Below are 14,749 nucleotides of genomic sequence, written 5' to 3'. Positions count from 1 at the left end.
GTCAGTTCTGCGAAACTGTGCCGACTGACACGGGAAGGCCGAGGGGGGATCGGACCGTTGGACGCCGTGACGCTTCTGTTCGTGCCGGCGGGTGTGCTCGCCCTGGCGGAACTCGCCTGGGCCGTACGGATCGTCCCCGAGGGATCCGTGGCCGTCGTCGAGCGCTACGGACGTCACACCCGGCTGCTGCACCCCGGACTCAACATCGTGTTCCCGCCGTTCGACCGGATCCGGACCCCGCCCTCGCCTCCCGGCAGGAGATCAACACCGCGCTGCGCGGCGCCCTCGAACCGGCGGCCGGCAAGTGGGGCGTCCGGGTCGCCCGCGTCGAGCTCAAGGCCATCGAGCCGCCGACCTCCATCCAGGACTCGATGGAGAAGCAGATGCGCGCCGACCGCGACAAGCGCGCGGCCATCCTCACGGCGGAGGCCATCCGGCACTCCCAGATCCTTGCGGCGGAGGGAGAGAAGCAGTCCGCGATCCTGCGGGCGGAGGCCGAGGCCGAAGTGGCGCGGATCCACCGGCAGGCCGAGGCCGCCGACGTCCGGCCGCCGCACCCGGAGCAGGCTCGTCCCGCACCGCGTCCGCACGCGCCGCCGGCCCTCCCGTTCGCCCACGAGCCGCTGCGCGGGGACGATCCCCGGCACGTGGGCCGGTACCGGCTGACGGCCCGGCTGGGCGAGGGCGGCATGGGCACCGTCTACCTCGGTCTGTCCCCGGGTGCCCGGCAGGTCGCGGTGAAGGTGGTGCGGGAGGAACTCGTCAGCGATCCGTCCTTCCGCCGCCGCTTCGCCCGGGAGGTCGACGCCGCCCGCAGGGTGAGCGGCTTCCACACCGCGCCGGTGGTCGACGCGGGGCCCGAGGACACCAGGCCCTGGCTCGTCACCGAGTACATCCCCGGCCCGTCGCTGGACGAGGTGCTGGGGATCCACGGACCCCTGCCCGCGCTCACCCTCCGAGCCCTGGCGCTCGGCGTCGCCGAGGCGCTGGAGGCCATCCACGCCTGCGGCATCGTCCACCGGGACCTCAAGCCCGGCAACATCCTCGTCTCGGCCGCCGGTCCCCGCGTGATCGACTTCGGCATCGCACGCGGCGCGGAGGCAACCGCGCTGACGGACGCCGACGTCGTCGTCGGTACGCGCGGATTCCTCGCCCCCGAGCAGCTGACCGGCGCGCCGCTGAGCGCCGCCGTCGACATGTACGCCTTCGGCATGGTGCTGTGCCACGCCGGAGGCGCGGCCCGCTACGCCGAGGGCACGGCCCTGGCCGTCGCGCCGCGGCTGCTGCCCGCGGACCTCGCCTCCGTGGCGACCGCCTGCCTCGACCACGATCCCGCGGGCCGCCCGTCACCCACCGAGGTCCTCCGTAGCCTCGGCGGCGCCGGGACCGAGCCCCCGTCGAACTGGCTGCCGCCCGCCCTGCGCACGCTGGTCGACCTGCACCAGGCGGCGACGGTGACGGCCGCGCCCCCGGAGTGACCCGGAGCCGCACCGCCGAAGCGCCCGCAGCGCCGCAGCGCCCGGGTGTTCAGCCGTAGTAGCTGATCTGCAGGACGGTCACCGTCTGGAGGGTGTCCCCGACGAGGAGCACGGCGAAGGCCGCCTCGGTGACCAGCATCCGGATGACTCCGTCGTCCTCGCCGTAGGGCCGCGTGGCGCCGATGGGGTCGCTGCAGGCGGCGGCGAGGGCGAGCGTCAGCGCTTCGCTGGGCTCGGGCGGCATCGCTTCGTGTACGGCTTCCGCGGCGGGGTCGTACTTGAGCCGGTACTGCAAGGCGATGGTCCTTGACTTCCGGGCACCAGGACGGGGTGCGACGAAATCACTGGCCCACAGACAGCGATCTTTCACGACCCAGCGTAGCGGGTCGCTGACTGTACGAAGAGCCGATCGCGGTCAGGCCGCACCGCTGGCGCGGGACCGGTCGGCCGCGGTTCGGATGCGGTCCGTGGCATCGATCCACGGGCCGGGAGCCGCTTCGCCGCGGGCGTCGTAGGCGGCCAGCTTGCGGCCTCGTTCAACGGCGGCGACGGTGTCCTTGGCGATGCGCTCCCACTTCGCGAAGACGGTGAGGAGTTCATGGGCCGGCGCACGGTTGATCTGGCCGAGGAAGCTCTGGGTGAGGGCGGGGGTTCCGAGAGCAACGCAGATCCGTTCGATCGTCCACGGCTCGCTGCTCATCCTGGCCCTCCGGTGGAATCACCATTCGAGATTCCACCGTAGCGCAGAACTTAAGCCCGCTAACGTTTCGCGCCGACGTTCCCCTCTAACGATCCGGGCTGACATCCGGGCTGACGATCCCGGTCAGTTGTCCGGGTAACAGTCCGAGCTAGTGGTCCGCATCAGTGATGCGGGTTAACGGCCCGCGTCAGTGGTCCGGGTTAACGGTCCGAATTAGTGGTCCGGGTCAGTGGTGGCGTACCCGGCTTCCTCCGCAGGAAGCCGGGTGCTCCGGACGCGTACCCGGTCAGCGCGCCAGGCCGCGGCTGATGACCAGTCGCTGGATCTGGTTGGTGCCCTCGAAGATCTGCATGATTTTCGCCTCGCGCATGAAACGCTCCACCGGGAAGTCGCGGGTGTAGCCGTAGCCGCCGAGGACCTGGACCGCGTCCGTGGTGACCTTCATGGCCGTGTCGGTGGCGATGAGCTTGGCCGCGCTGGCCTGGCGGCTGAAGGGGCGGCCGAGGTCGCGGCGGCGGGCCGCGTCCAGGTAGGTGGCGCGGGCCGCGTCGACCGCGGCGGCCATGTCGGCGAGGAGGAAGCCGAGGCCCTGGTGGTCGACGATGCGGCGGCCGAAGGTGGTGCGCTCGTTGGCGTACTCGACGGCGGCGTCCAGCGCGGCCTGGGCGAGGCCCGTCGCGCAGGCGGCGATGCCGAGACGGCCGCTGTCGAGGGCGCTGAAGGCGATCTGGAGGCCCTGACCCTCCTCCCCGATGAGCCGGTCGGCGTCGAGGAGGGCGCCGTCCCAGTACGCGGAGGTGGTCGGGACCGCCTGGAGGCCCATCTTGCGCTCGGGCTGGCCGAAGCTCAGCCCTTCGGCGGCGCCGGGGGCGAGGAAGCAGGAGATGCCGTGGCTGCCGGGCGCGGTGCGGGCGAAGAGGGCGTAGAAGTCGGCCTTGCCGCCGTGGGTGATCCAGGCCTTGGTGCCGGTCACGCGGTAGCCGCTGCCGTCTTCCTGGAGCTCGGCCTTGCAGGAGAGGGCGGCCGCGTCCGAGCCGGCCTGCGGCTCGGAGAGGCTGTAGCCGCCGATGGTGCGGCCTTCCAGCATCGCGGGCAGCCAGCGCTCCTTCTGCTCGGCGGTGCCGAAGGTGTGGAGCGGGTGGCAGGCCAGCGTGTGGACGCTGGTGGCGACGGCGACGGCCGCCCAGCGGGCGGCGAGCTCTTCCAGGACCTGGAGGTAGACCTCGTACGGCTGGCCTCCGCCGCCGTACTCCTCGGGGTAGGCGAGGCCGAGGAGCCCGGCCTGGCCGAGGGTGGTGAAGAGACCTTCGGGGTAGGTCTCGGCGGCCTCGTGCTCGTTCACCCGGGGAGAGAGCTCCTTGTCGGCGATCTCCCGGGTGAGGGCGATGAGGTCCGCCGCTTCGGGGGTGGGAAGCAGGCGGTCGACATCCATGGCGACTCCAGCGGCGCGCAAAGTGGTACTGGGGCAGGTACTGCAGTACCGCTTAGCGTAGCGCAGCCGGCTTCGGACGTAACCCCCCGCGGCCCCCTCGGGACCCCCGCCCCCGGGACCCCCGCCCCCCGGGTCCCCCGCCGGACTCCTCACCAGGGCTCAAGGCCCCTGCGGGAGGTGGCCTGGAATACTGACGGGGTGATCGAGACCTCCTCCGCCGACGCCCCGAAGCTGACGGGCCGCGGGGCCGCACGCCGCTCCGCTCTCTTCGAGGAGCTCGTCGCGCTGCTCGTCGGCGAGGGCTTCGCCCGCCTGACCCTCGACGACCTGGCCGCGCGGCTGCGCTGCTCGAAGCGCACGCTGTACGGCCTGGCCGGCAGCAAGGAGCAGCTCGTCCGGGCGGCCGTCGTGCACTTCTTCCGACGGGCCACGGCCCGGGTCGAGGCGGGACTCGCCGCCGCGAACGACCCCGCCGAGCGGCTGGCGGCCTATCTGCGCGCCGTCTCGGCCGAGCTGGCGCCGGTCTCGCCGCAGTTCTTCGACGACGTCGCCGCCTTCGAGCCGGCGGCCGAGGTGTACGAGCGGAACACCCGCGCGGCGGCCGGCCGGGTCCAGCAGCTCATCGAGGAGGGCGTGCGCGCGGGCGTCTTCCGTGAGGTGCACGTGACCTTCGCGGCGGACGTGATCTCCTCGGTGATGGTCCGCATCCAGCGGCGCCAGGTGGCCGCGGCGACCGGCCTGGCCGACGCGGAGGCGTACGAACAGCTGGCGGAGCTGCTCCTCAGCGGCCTGCGGAAGGCCTGAGGCGAGGAGGGCGAGGAACCCCGGGCGCGGGAACGGTATGTTTCGGGCTTCGGCCGGACGACTTCACCAGGGGGCCCAGTGACCACGCGGAACGGCCGCACGGTGCGTGACCTGCGACGCGAGAACCGCACCGCCGTCCTCCACCGTCTGTACTTCGACGGGCCGATGAGCCGCTTCTCGCTGGGGCCGGCGACGGGGCTGAGCTCGGGCTCGGTCAGCAACGTGGTCGGCGAACTCGTCGCGGAGGGCCTCGTGGAGGAGGCCGGCAGCGTCGACTCGGCCGGCGGGCGGCCCCGTATCCTCCTGCGGATCACGCCCGGCGCCGGCTGCATGATCGGTGTCGACGTCGGCGAAACCCGGGTCAGGGTCGAGCTGTTCGACCTCACGCTCACCGAACTTGCTCGCGCGGAACGCCCGTTGGCCGTCGAGAGCGCGAACCCGCACGAGCGGTACGAGGTCGGGCTCGTCGTCGCTCTCGTCCGGGACGCCGTCGCGGAGGTGCTCGCCACGGCGGAGGTGCCCGCCGAGCGGCTCCTCGGCGTGGGGGTCGGCGTGCCCGGCATCGTGGCCCGTACCGCCGAGGACGGCGCCGTCGTGCACGGCCAGACCATCGGCTGGGACGCCGTCCCGCTGGAGCGGCTGCTGCGCGAGGCCGTGGAGCTGCCTGCCTCGGTCCCGTACCGGATCGACAACGGCGCGAAGACGCTCGGCCAGGCGGAGATGTGGTTCGGGGCCGGGCGCGGAGCGCGCAGCGCCGTGGTCGCGCTCTTCGGGTCGGGTGTCGGTGCCTGCGTGGTCACGGACCCGATGGGGCCGGGCCGGGCGGTCGAGTGGGGGCACCTGACGGTACGGGTCCGGGGGCGCCGCTGCCGCTGCGGCTCCCTGGGCTGTTTGGAGGCCTACGCGGGCGCGGGCGCGCTCCTCGACCGGTGGCGCGAGGCGGGCGGGGCGGTGCCGGCCGGGGCCGGCGAGGAGACCGCGCTGGCGGCGATGCTCGCGGCCGCGTATCCCGCCGACGCGGGGCGGACGCCCGACGAGGCCGCGCTGGCCGTGCTGGCGGAGACGGCCGAGTACGTGGGAGCCGGCTTCGGCGACCTGATCAACCTCTTCCAGCCCGAGCGGATCCTCGTCGGCGGCTGGGCGGGCCTCCAGCTCGGTACCCGCTTCCTGGAGACGGTCAGGGGCCACGCGAAGGAGTACGCGCTCGCTTACCCGGCGGCGCGGGTCGACATCACGATGGGAACGCTCGGCCCGGACGCGGTGACGGTCGGCGCCGCGATCCTGCCGCTCGCGGACTTCTTCGCCCGCGGCGGCCGGCGCGCCGAACCGGAGCCCACCGAGGAGGAACCGGCCTGGGCCCCGACCGTCCGGGGGCGGGAAGCTCACTGAACGGCAGCCCCCGACGCCTTTCAGGCGACGGACCCTATGCGGCCGTCCGGCTCGCGCGGGCCGTCGTGGTGGATCGGGGTGTGGGCGCCGGTGAGGGAGGCGCCGCTGCCGCCCCGCCGGTTGGCGACGATCTCGGCGCCGATCGAGAGGGCGGTCTCCTCGGGCGTGCGCGCGCCGAGGTCGAGGCCTATCGGGGAGCGCAGGCGGGCGAGTTCGAGCTCGGTGACGCCGACATCGCGCAGACGCTTGTTGCGGTCCTCGTGGGTGCGGCGGGAGCCCATCGCGCCGATGTACGCGACGGGAAGCTTCAGGGCGGCCTTGATGAGCGGCACGTCGAACTTGGCGTCGTGGGTGAGGACGCACAGCACGGTGCGGCCGTCGACCTCGGTCGACTCCAGGTAGCGGTGGGGCCAGTCGACGACGATCTCGTCGGCATCGGGGAAGCGGGCCGGCGTCGCGAAGACGGGCCGCGCGTCGCAGACGGTGACGTGGTAGCCGAGGAACTTGCCGACGCGGACGAGGGCGGCGGCGAAGTCGATGGCACCGAAGACGATCATGCGGGGCGCCGGGACGGAGGACTCGACCAGGAGGGTCAGCGGCTGTCCGCAGCGGCTGCCGTCCTCGCCGATCTCCACGGTGCCGGTACGGCCCGTGTCGAGCATCGCGCGGGCCTCGCTCGCGGCGGTGCGGTCCAGCTCGGGGTGGCCCCCGAGCTTCCCCTCGTACGAGCCGTCGGGGCGGACCAGGATGGCCTTGCCCATCAGGTCGTCGGGGCCCGAGACGATCCGGGCCACGGCCGCCGCCTCACCTGTGGCGGCTGCCGCGAGCGCGGCGGGGAAGACCCCGCCGCGCACCGGGGTGACGAGGATGTCGATGATGCCGCCGCAGGTCAGGCCGACCGCGAAGGCGTCCTCGTCGCTGTAGCCGAAGCGCTCGATGACGGTCTTGCCGTCTTCGAGGGCCTGCTGACACAGCTCGTAGACCGCGCCCTCCACACACCCGCCGGAGACCGAGCCGATCGCCGTGCCTTCGCTGTCCACGGCGAGGGCGGCTCCGGGCTGCCGGGGCGCGCTGCCGCCGACGGCCACCACGGTGGCCACGGCGAACGTGCGTCCCTGCTCGACCCACCGGTGAAGCTCTTCGGCGATGTCCAGCATTTCGGTCTCCTTGGGTGTGTGCGGAGGGCGACGGTACGACGTCAGCTGACGCCCAGCCAGCTCTCGATCGGGTGAAGGGCGAAGAACACGATGAAGATCGCGGTCAGGCACCACATGAACGCGCCGACCTCGCGGGCCTTGCCCTGCGCCACCTTGATGACGGTGTAGGCGATGACGCCGGCCGCGACACCCGGGGTGATGCTGTAGGTGAACGGCATCAGCACGACGGTCAGGAAGACCGGGATGGCGACGGAGCTGTCGCCCCAGTTCACGTGCTTGGCGTTCATCATCATCATCGCGCCGATGACGACCAGGGCGGCGGAGCCGACCTCACGGGGCACGATCTGGGTGAGCGGGGTGAAGAAGAGGCAGGCCGCGAAGAACAGGCCGGTGATGACGGAGGAGAAGCCGGTACGGGCTCCCTCGCCGACGCCGGTGGCGGACTCCACGAACACGGTCTGGCCGGAGGCGCCGGAGACGCCGCCGATCGCGCCGCCCGCGCCGTCGATGAACAGCGCCTTGGACAGGCCCGGCATGCGGCCCTTGTCGTCCGCGAGGTTGGCCTCGGTGCCGACGCCGATGATGGTGGCCATGGCGTCGAAGAAGCCGGCGAGGACCAGGGTGAAGACGATCACGCCGACCGTGATGTAGCCGACGTCGCCCCAGCCGCCGAAGTCGACGTCGCCGAAGAGCGAGAAGTCGGGGGTCGAGACCGCGCTGCCCTTGAGTTCGGGCGAGCCGTTGGCCCAGGAGCCCGGGCCCTTGGCCGGGATGTCGGCGACCGCGTTGACGATCAGCGAGATGACCGTGCCGGCGACGATGCCGATGAGGATGGCGCCCGGGATCTTGCGGGCCTGGAGGGCGAAGATCGCGAGGAGGGTGACCGCGAAGATCAGGACGGGCCAGCCGACGAGTTCACCGCCGGATCCCATGGTGATGGGCGGGCCGAACTGCGGGCCCGCGCCGACGAAGCCGGCCTTGTTGAAGCCGATCAGCGCGATGAAGAGGCCGATGCCGATGGTGATGCCGTGCTTGAGCGCGAGGGGAATCGCGTTCATGATCATCTCGCGGAGACCGGTGACCACCAGGAGGCAGATCACCAGACCGTAGACGACGCACATGGCCATGGCCTGCGGCCAGGTCATCTGGGGCACGACCTGGGTGGCGAGCACACCGGAGACACTGAGACCGGCCGCGAGGACCAGCGGGACCTTGCCGATGAAGCCCATCAGCAGGGTGGTCACCGCCGCCGCGAGGGCGGTCGCCGTGATGACTGCGGAGGAGCCGAGGACGTTCTTCTCGACGTCCGGGCCTCCGAGGAGGATCGGGTTGAGCAGGAGAATGTACGCCATCGCCATGAAGGTGGTGACGCCGCCGCGGATCTCCGTCGCGACGGTGGATCCTCTCTCCGAGATGTGAAAGTACCGGTCGAGCCAAGAACGGCCGGCGGGGACGTTGGAGCCGGAGCCCGCGTCCTCCGAAGCGGTCTTGGGCTCCACAGACGACTGGGTCATGGGGCCTACTCCCAAGGTTCAAAGGGGCACCCGCGTCAGACTTTGAAGGGATTCTGATCTGGTGAAGTTGCGGGATTTGGGATGCTGCGTGGGCTGCACGACCCGGGGGACGGCCCGAGGCGAACGGAGTGGAACGGTCCTGCTGGGTGCTGCGGGGGTACTACCGGGGTGAAGCGGGGGTTGGTGCTGGTACTGCGGGGGTGAGGCGGGGTGGTGCTGTACTGCGGGGGTGAGGCGGGGTGGTGCTGGTACTGCGGGGGTGAGGCGGGGTGGTGCTGGTGGTGCTGAGGGGTTACTCCGGGCGGTGCGGGCGGTGGAAGTGTGACGTTCCTGGGAGGCACGCACCGCCCGGAGAGTCCTAGAGGGTGCCGGTGAGCGCTTCGGGGCGGACCGGCGTCTTGTTGAGCTCCAGGCCCGTCGCCGCCCGGATCGCCGCGAGGACGGCCGGGGTGGACGACAGGGTCGGGGCCTCGCCGATGCCCCGGACGCCGTACGGCGCGTTGGGGTCGGCCAGCTCGAGGTAGTCGACCGGGATGGTCGGCGTGTCGAGGATGGTCGGGATCAGGTAGTCCGTGAAGGAGGGGTTCCTGACCTTCGCGGTCTTCGGGTCGACGATGATCTCCTCCATCACCGCGACGCCCAGGCCCTGGGTGGTGCCACCCTGGATCTGACCGATCACGGAGAGCGGGTTGAGCGCCTTGCCGACGTCCTGGGCGCAGGCCAGTTCGATGACCTTGACCAGGCCGAGCTCGGTGTCGACCTCCACCACCGCGCGGTGCGCGGCGAAGGCGTACTGGACGTGTCCGTCGCCCTGGCCGGTGACGAGGTCGAAGGCCTGGGTGGGACGGTGCCTCCACTCCTCCTCCACCTCCACGGCCTGGTCCTCCAGGACGTCCGCGATGGTCGCGAGGGCCTCGCCGCCGTCGGTGACGACCTTGCCGCCCTCCAGGAGGAGCTCGGCGTTGGCCCAGGCCGGGTGGTACGAGCCGAACTTGCGCCGGCCGATCTCCAGGAGCTTCTCCCGGACGATCGAGCAGGAGTTCTTGATGGCGCCGCCGGTCATGTACGTCTGGCGGCCCGCGGAGGTCGAACCGGCCGAGCCCACCTGGGTGTCGGCGGGGTGGATCGTGACCTGCTGGACGCCGAGCTCGGTACGGGCGATCTGCGCGTGGATCGTGACGCCGCCCTGGCCGACCTCCGCCATGGCGGTGTGGACCGTGGCGACGGCCTCGCCGTTGATGACCTCGAGGCGGATCTTGGCGGTCGAGTAGTCGTCGAAGCCCTCGGAGAAGCCGACGTTCTTGATGCCGACCGCGTAGCCGACGCCCCGTACGACGCCCTCGCCGTGCGAGGTGTTGGACAGGCCGCCCGGCAGCGCGCGGACGTCCGCGCTCTCGCCGGCGGTCTCCCACTGGCGTTCCGGCGGCATCGGACGGGACTTGACGATGCGGAGCAGCTCGGCGACCGGGGCCGGCGAGTCCACGACCTGGCCGGTCGGCATGATCGTGCCCTGCTCCATGGCGTTGAGCTGGCGCAGCTCCACCGGGTCCATACCCAGCTTGGCCGCGAGCTTGTCCATCTGCGCCTCGTAGGCGAAGCAGGCCTGGACCGCGCCGAAGCCGCGCATGGCGCCGCAGGGCGGGTTGTTGGTGTAGAGGCCGATCGCCTCGATCTCCACGTCGTCGATGACGTACGGGCCGACCGAGAGGGAGGAGGCGTTGCCGACGACCGACGCCGTGGACGACGCGTAGGCGCCGCCGTCGAGCACGATCTTGCACTTCATGTGCGTGAGCTTGCCGTCCTTGGTGGCGCCGTGCTCGTACCAGAGCTTCGCCGGGTGACGGTGGACGTGCCCGAAGAAGGACTCGTACCGGTTGTAGACCATCTTGACCGGCTTGCCGGTGCGGAGCGCGAGGATGGAGGCGAGGATCTGCATCGAGATGTCCTCGCGACCGCCGAACGCGCCGCCGACGCCCGCCATCGTCATGCGGACCTTCTCCTCGGGCAGGCCGAGGCAGGGGGCGATCTGCTTGAGGTCCGAGTGCAGCCACTGGGTGGCGACGTACAGGTCGACGCCGCCGTCCTCGGCCGGTACGGCGAGGCCGGACTCGGGGCCGAGGAAGGCCTGGTCCTGCATGCCGAAGGTGTACTCGCCCGTGACGATGACGTCGGCGCGCTTGGCTGCCTCGTCCGCGTTGCCGCGGATGATCGGCTGGCGGTGCACGATGTTCGGGTGCGGGACGTGACCGGAGTGGTGGTCGTCGCGGCCCTCGTGGACCAGGATCGCGTCCGGAGCGGTGGCCGAGGCCTCGTCCGTGATGACCGGGAGCTCCCGGTACTCGATCTTGACCTTGGCGGCGGCGCGGCGGGCGGTCTCCGGGTGGTCGGCGGCCACGAGGACGACCGGCTCACCGTGGTGACGGACCTTGCCGTAGGCGAGGACCGGGGTGTCCTGGAACTCCATGCCGTAGTTCTTCGCGGCGGGCAGGTCCTCGTGCGTCAGGACGGCGTAGACGCCGTCCATCGCGAGGGCCTCGGAGGTGTCGATGGACACGATCTCGGCGTGCGCGACGGTGGAGCGCAGGATCTGGCCCCACAGCATGTCCTCGTGCCACATGTCCGAGGAGTAGGCGAACTCACCGGTGACCTTGAGGGTGCCGTCCGGGCGGAGCGTGGACTCGCCGATGCCGCCCTTGACGTGGTTCTGGGTGACGTCGCGGGGGATACCCGTGGTGGTGCCAGCCATGATCAGACCGCCTCTCCCTGACGCTCCTGGCGAGCGGCCGCGAGGCGGACCGCGTCGAGGATCTTCTCGTAACCGGTGCAGCGGCAGAGGTTGCCGGAGAGCGCCTCGCGGATGTCCGCATCCGTCGGGGACGGGTTGCGCTCCAGCATCTCGTCGGCGGCGACCAGCAGACCGGGGGTGCAGAAGCCGCACTGGACGGCGCCGGCGTCGATGAACGCCTGCTGGATCGGGGAGAGTTCGACACCCTCGCCGGTCTGCGAGTCCTGACCGGGCTTCGCCTCCCACCGCTTGGCGGCGTCGAGCGAGGTGCCACAGGTGCCCGCGGCGCAACCGGAGTGCTCCGCACGGTCCTTGGCGAACTCGGCGAGACCCTCGACGGTGACGACCTCTCGGCCCTCGACCTGGCCGGCGGCGACGAGGCAGGAACAGACGGGCACACCGTCGAGGCGGACCGTGCAGGAGCCGCACTCGCCCTGTTCGCAGGCGTTCTTGGAGCCGGGCAGGCCCATCCGCTCACGCAGGACGTAGAGGAGGGACTCGCCCTCCCAGACGTCGTCGGCTTCCTGGGGACGGCCGTTGACCGTGAAATTGACGCGCATGGTTATGCAGCTCCCTCAAGCGTGCGGCCGCTTCCGCGGTACTGCTCCCAGGTCCAACCGAGCTGACGGCGGGCCATGATGCCGACGGCGTGGCGCCGGTACTTGGCGGTGCCTCGGACGTCGTCGATCGGGTTGGCGGCGCCCGAGCAGAGGTCGGCGAACTGCTTCGCGATCGACGGGGTGATGATCTTGCCGTTGTCCCAGAACCCGCCCTCCTCCAGAGCCGCGTTCAGGAAGGCCTCGGCCTCCTTGGCGCGGATCGGGGTCGGCGCGGCGGAGCCGATGCCGGTACGCACGGTCCGGGTCTCCGGGTGCAGGGCCAGGCCGAAGGCGCAGACGGCGATGACCATCGCGTTGCGGGTGCCGACCTTGGAGTACTGCTGGGGGCCGTCCGCCTTCTTCACGTGGACGGTCTTGATGAGCTCGTCGGGCTGGAGCGCGTTGCGCTTCACGCCCGTGTAGAACTCGTCGATCGGGATGAACCGGCTGCCGCGGACCGACTCGACCTCGACCTCGGCGCCTGCGGCGAGCAGGGCCGGGTGGGCGTCGCCGGCGGGCGAGGCGGTGCCGAGGTTGCCCCCGACGCCGCCGCGGTTGCGGATCTGCGGGGAGGCGACCGTGTGGGAGGCGAGCGCCAGACCCGGAAGCTCGGTCCGCAGGTTCTCCATGATCTGGGTGTACGGAACGGACGCGCCGAGGCGGACGTTCTCCTCCCCGACCTCCCACTCACGCAGCAGCTCGATACGGTTCAGATCCAGGAGGTACTCGGGGCGCCGGTGGTCGAAGTTGATCTCGACCATGATGTCGGTGCCACCCGCAATGGGCACGGCCGTGGGGTGCTCGGCCTTGGCGGCGAGCGCCTCCTCCCAGCTGGCGGGGCGAAGGAAGTCCATGGTGGCTCTCTTCTAGTGATGATCGGGGGTCGAACAGATGGGCCCGGGGGGACGGCCGGCCCTCGACGTCATGTTCATGTGCTGTTAACGCGGTGTGTGGCCTAGTACACAAGCCCACCTTCGCCCGGGTGCAGTCACCGAAAACATGAAGGAGTTGGCTGCCTCCCGTTGTCGTCTTGTAGATTCGAACGAAAGGCGGGAAACAGGAACCTCTCCGTTTTCCCCTGGAAACGGTGGCACCACGCCACCGTCGACAACGCGACACCCACGATCACCCACTCGAAGGAACGGCGGCGACACGATGCGGCTGCGCGCACTGCTGGAGAACGACGCGCTGGGGCTGCGCCTGCTCGGCGGCGAGGGCGAGCTGGACCGCACGGTCCGCGGCGTGATGACGACGGACCTCAAGGATCCCAGCCGGTACCTTTCCGGCGGCGAGCTGGTGCTCACCGGCCTCGCCTGGCGGACGGACCCGACCGACGCGGAGCCCTTCGTCCGGATTCTGGCCTCGGCCGGGGTGGCCGCTCTGGCGGCGGGCGAGGCGGAGCTCGGCGACATCCCCGACGATCTCGTACAGGCGTGTTCACGCCATCGGCTGCCACTCTTCGCGGTGAACGAGTCCGTTGCGTTCGCGACGATCACCGAGCACGTTGTTCGACAGGTCTCCGGCGAGCGGGCGGGCGACCTGGCCGCCGTCGTCGACCGGCACCGGCGGCTGATGACCTCCGGCCCCGCGGGCGGCGGCCCCGAGGTCGTCCTCGACCTGCTCGGCTCCGATCTGGACCTTCGCGCCTGGGTCCTCTCCCCCACCGGCCGCCAGATCGCGGGCGCCGGCGAGCCCCTCGACAGCGGCCTGGCGGCGACCCTGGCGGGCGAGCACCTGGCCGCGACCCGCACCGGACGGCGCGGCCCGCACCGGCTGAGCCTCGCCGGAGCCACGTACTCGCTGTTCCCGATCCGCAACACCGGGCGCGGCCCCGCCCCCGCCTCCCGCGACGTGCGCGAGACGGTCCTGTCGGACTGGCTGCTCGCCGTCGAGGCGGACGCCGGGGACTGGCCCGCCGCCCGCCTGGACCTGCTCCAGGGCGTCACCCAGCTGATCGCGGTCGAGCGGGACCGGCGCGACGCGGCCCGTACGGTGCGCCGCCGGCTCGCCCAGGAGGTCCTGGAGCTGGTGCAGACGGGCGCCGCGCCCGCCGAGATCGCGGCCCGCCTGCGGGTCGCGGCCCCGGTGCTGCTGCCCGGGCTCGGCACGGCCCCGCACTGGCAGGTCGTCGTGGCCCGCGTCGACTGGGAGCAGGAGGCCGGCCAGGGCACTCCCGTGGACGGCGGCCCGGTCGCCCAGGCGCTCCTGGAGGAGATCCTCGTCGACCCGGCGACCGTCGGGGCCGAGTCCGCGGACCGGATCGCCGTCGCGCACAGCGGCGACGAGGCGATCGCGCTGGTCCCGCTGGCCGCCGCGCCGCTGCCGGACAGCGAGGACGAGGGCCCGGCGGTCGCGCTCGGGCTCCACGCGGACGCCCTGCTCGCCGCCGTACGCGCCCCGCTCTCCTCCGGCCTCGCGGACGACGGGCGGCTCACGCTCGGCGTCAGCGCGGCCGTGCACTCGGCGGAGGGCCTGCGCGGGGCCCTGGAGGAGGCGCGGCACGCCCGCCGGGTCGCCGCGGCCCGTCCGGGCCGGGTCTGCGCCGCGGGCCACCACGAGCTGGCCTCGCACGTCCTGCTGCTGCCGTTCGTCCCGGACGACGTCCGCCGCGCCTTCACGGCCCGGCTGCTCGACCCGCTGCGCGACTACGACCGGCGCCACCGCGCCGAGCTCATCCCGACCCTGGAGGCGTTCCTCGACTGCGACGGCTCCTGGACGCGCTGCGCCACCCGGCTGCACCTGCACGTGAACACGCTGCGCTACCGGGTGGGCCGGATCGAGCAGCTCACGGGCCGCGACCTCTCCCGTCTGGAGGACAAGCTCGACTTCTTCCTCGCGCTCCGGATGAGCTGACCGGGGGACCGGGTCGAGACGGATCGAGACGGGTCGAG

Annotated in this window: 12 protein-coding genes and 1 pseudogene; 5 read left to right on the top strand and 8 right to left on the bottom strand. The window is 71.9% G+C overall.

Translation table 11 applies throughout. The annotated features are described in order from the left end of the window. Window positions 1-17: 17 nt before the first annotated feature. A pseudogene (locus IE124_RS34635) lies at window positions 18-371 on the top strand (SPFH domain-containing protein); the annotation flags it as partial. Further along, entirely contained in the window at window positions 372-1,478 is a 1,107-nt protein-coding gene (locus IE124_RS04690) for a protein kinase domain-containing protein (RefSeq protein WP_229832193.1), read from the top strand. A gap of 49 nt (window positions 1,479-1,527) precedes the next feature. Here the strand turns inward: IE124_RS04690 and IE124_RS04685 are convergent, their stop codons facing one another. The 3 genes from IE124_RS04685 to IE124_RS04675 all read right to left on the bottom strand — a co-directional run bounded on the left by IE124_RS04685 (window position 1,528) and on the right by IE124_RS04675 (window position 3,610). Continuing rightward, the gene (locus IE124_RS04685) at window positions 1,528-1,773 is read right to left on the bottom strand and encodes a hypothetical protein (RefSeq protein WP_189505103.1); all 246 of its coding nucleotides are present in this window, start codon (window positions 1,771-1,773) and stop codon (window positions 1,528-1,530) included. A 120-nt stretch (window positions 1,774-1,893) separates the two neighbouring features. Beyond that, on the bottom strand, window positions 1,894-2,178 hold the full coding sequence (locus IE124_RS04680; RefSeq protein WP_189505102.1) for a hypothetical protein: 285 nt from the start codon (window positions 2,176-2,178) through the stop codon (window positions 1,894-1,896). Between the two features lie 286 nt (window positions 2,179-2,464). Further along, entirely contained in the window at window positions 2,465-3,610 is a 1,146-nt protein-coding gene (locus IE124_RS04675; protein WP_189505101.1) for an acyl-CoA dehydrogenase family protein, read from the bottom strand. Window positions 3,611-3,808: 198 nt separating this feature from the next. Here IE124_RS04675 and IE124_RS04670 point away from each other — a divergent pair, with 198 nt between their 5' ends. Both IE124_RS04670 and IE124_RS04665 read left to right on the top strand, forming a co-directional pair. Then, window positions 3,809-4,414 carry a TetR/AcrR family transcriptional regulator gene (locus IE124_RS04670; RefSeq protein WP_189505100.1) on the top strand — a complete coding sequence of 202 codons (606 nt, stop codon included), beginning with the start codon at window positions 3,809-3,811 and terminating at the stop codon, window positions 4,412-4,414. A 78-nt stretch (window positions 4,415-4,492) separates the two neighbouring features. Next, entirely contained in the window at window positions 4,493-5,803 is a 1,311-nt protein-coding gene (locus IE124_RS04665; protein WP_189505099.1) for an ROK family transcriptional regulator, read from the top strand. A 20-nt stretch (window positions 5,804-5,823) separates the two neighbouring features. Here IE124_RS04665 and IE124_RS04660 read toward each other — a convergent pair whose 3' ends face one another. The 5 genes from IE124_RS04660 to IE124_RS04640 form a co-directional block, all read right to left on the bottom strand. Next, the gene (locus IE124_RS04660; RefSeq protein WP_189505098.1) at window positions 5,824-6,960 is read right to left on the bottom strand and encodes an XdhC family protein; all 1,137 of its coding nucleotides are present in this window, start codon (window positions 6,958-6,960) and stop codon (window positions 5,824-5,826) included. Between the two features lie 41 nt (window positions 6,961-7,001). Then, window positions 7,002-8,474, bottom strand: a complete 1,473-nt coding sequence (locus tag IE124_RS04655) for an NCS2 family permease (RefSeq protein WP_189505097.1) — start codon at window positions 8,472-8,474, stop codon at window positions 7,002-7,004. Between the two features lie 358 nt (window positions 8,475-8,832). After that, the gene (gene pucD / locus IE124_RS04650) at window positions 8,833-11,220 is read right to left on the bottom strand and encodes a xanthine dehydrogenase subunit D (protein WP_189505096.1); all 2,388 of its coding nucleotides are present in this window, start codon (window positions 11,218-11,220) and stop codon (window positions 8,833-8,835) included. Between the two features lie 2 nt (window positions 11,221-11,222). Next, window positions 11,223-11,819: a (2Fe-2S)-binding protein gene (locus tag IE124_RS04645; protein WP_189505095.1), complete on the bottom strand. Its 597-nt coding sequence runs from the start codon at window positions 11,817-11,819 to the stop codon at window positions 11,223-11,225. Between the two features lie 2 nt (window positions 11,820-11,821). Continuing rightward, window positions 11,822-12,712 (bottom strand): FAD binding domain-containing protein, encoded by an 891-nt coding sequence (locus IE124_RS04640; protein WP_024760265.1) that lies wholly within the window; start codon window positions 12,710-12,712, stop codon window positions 11,822-11,824. A gap of 301 nt (window positions 12,713-13,013) precedes the next feature. Here IE124_RS04640 and IE124_RS04635 point away from each other — a divergent pair, with 301 nt between their 5' ends. Continuing rightward, window positions 13,014-14,711 (top strand): PucR family transcriptional regulator, encoded by a 1,698-nt coding sequence (locus tag IE124_RS04635; RefSeq protein ID WP_189505094.1) that lies wholly within the window; start codon window positions 13,014-13,016, stop codon window positions 14,709-14,711. Window positions 14,712-14,749 lie beyond the last annotated feature (38 nt).

The sequence above is a fragment of the Streptomyces narbonensis genome (assembly GCF_014649015.1).
Classification (GTDB): domain Bacteria; phylum Actinomycetota; class Actinomycetes; order Streptomycetales; family Streptomycetaceae; genus Streptomyces; species Streptomyces narbonensis.
This window is presented reverse-complemented; position numbering and strand designations above follow the sequence as displayed.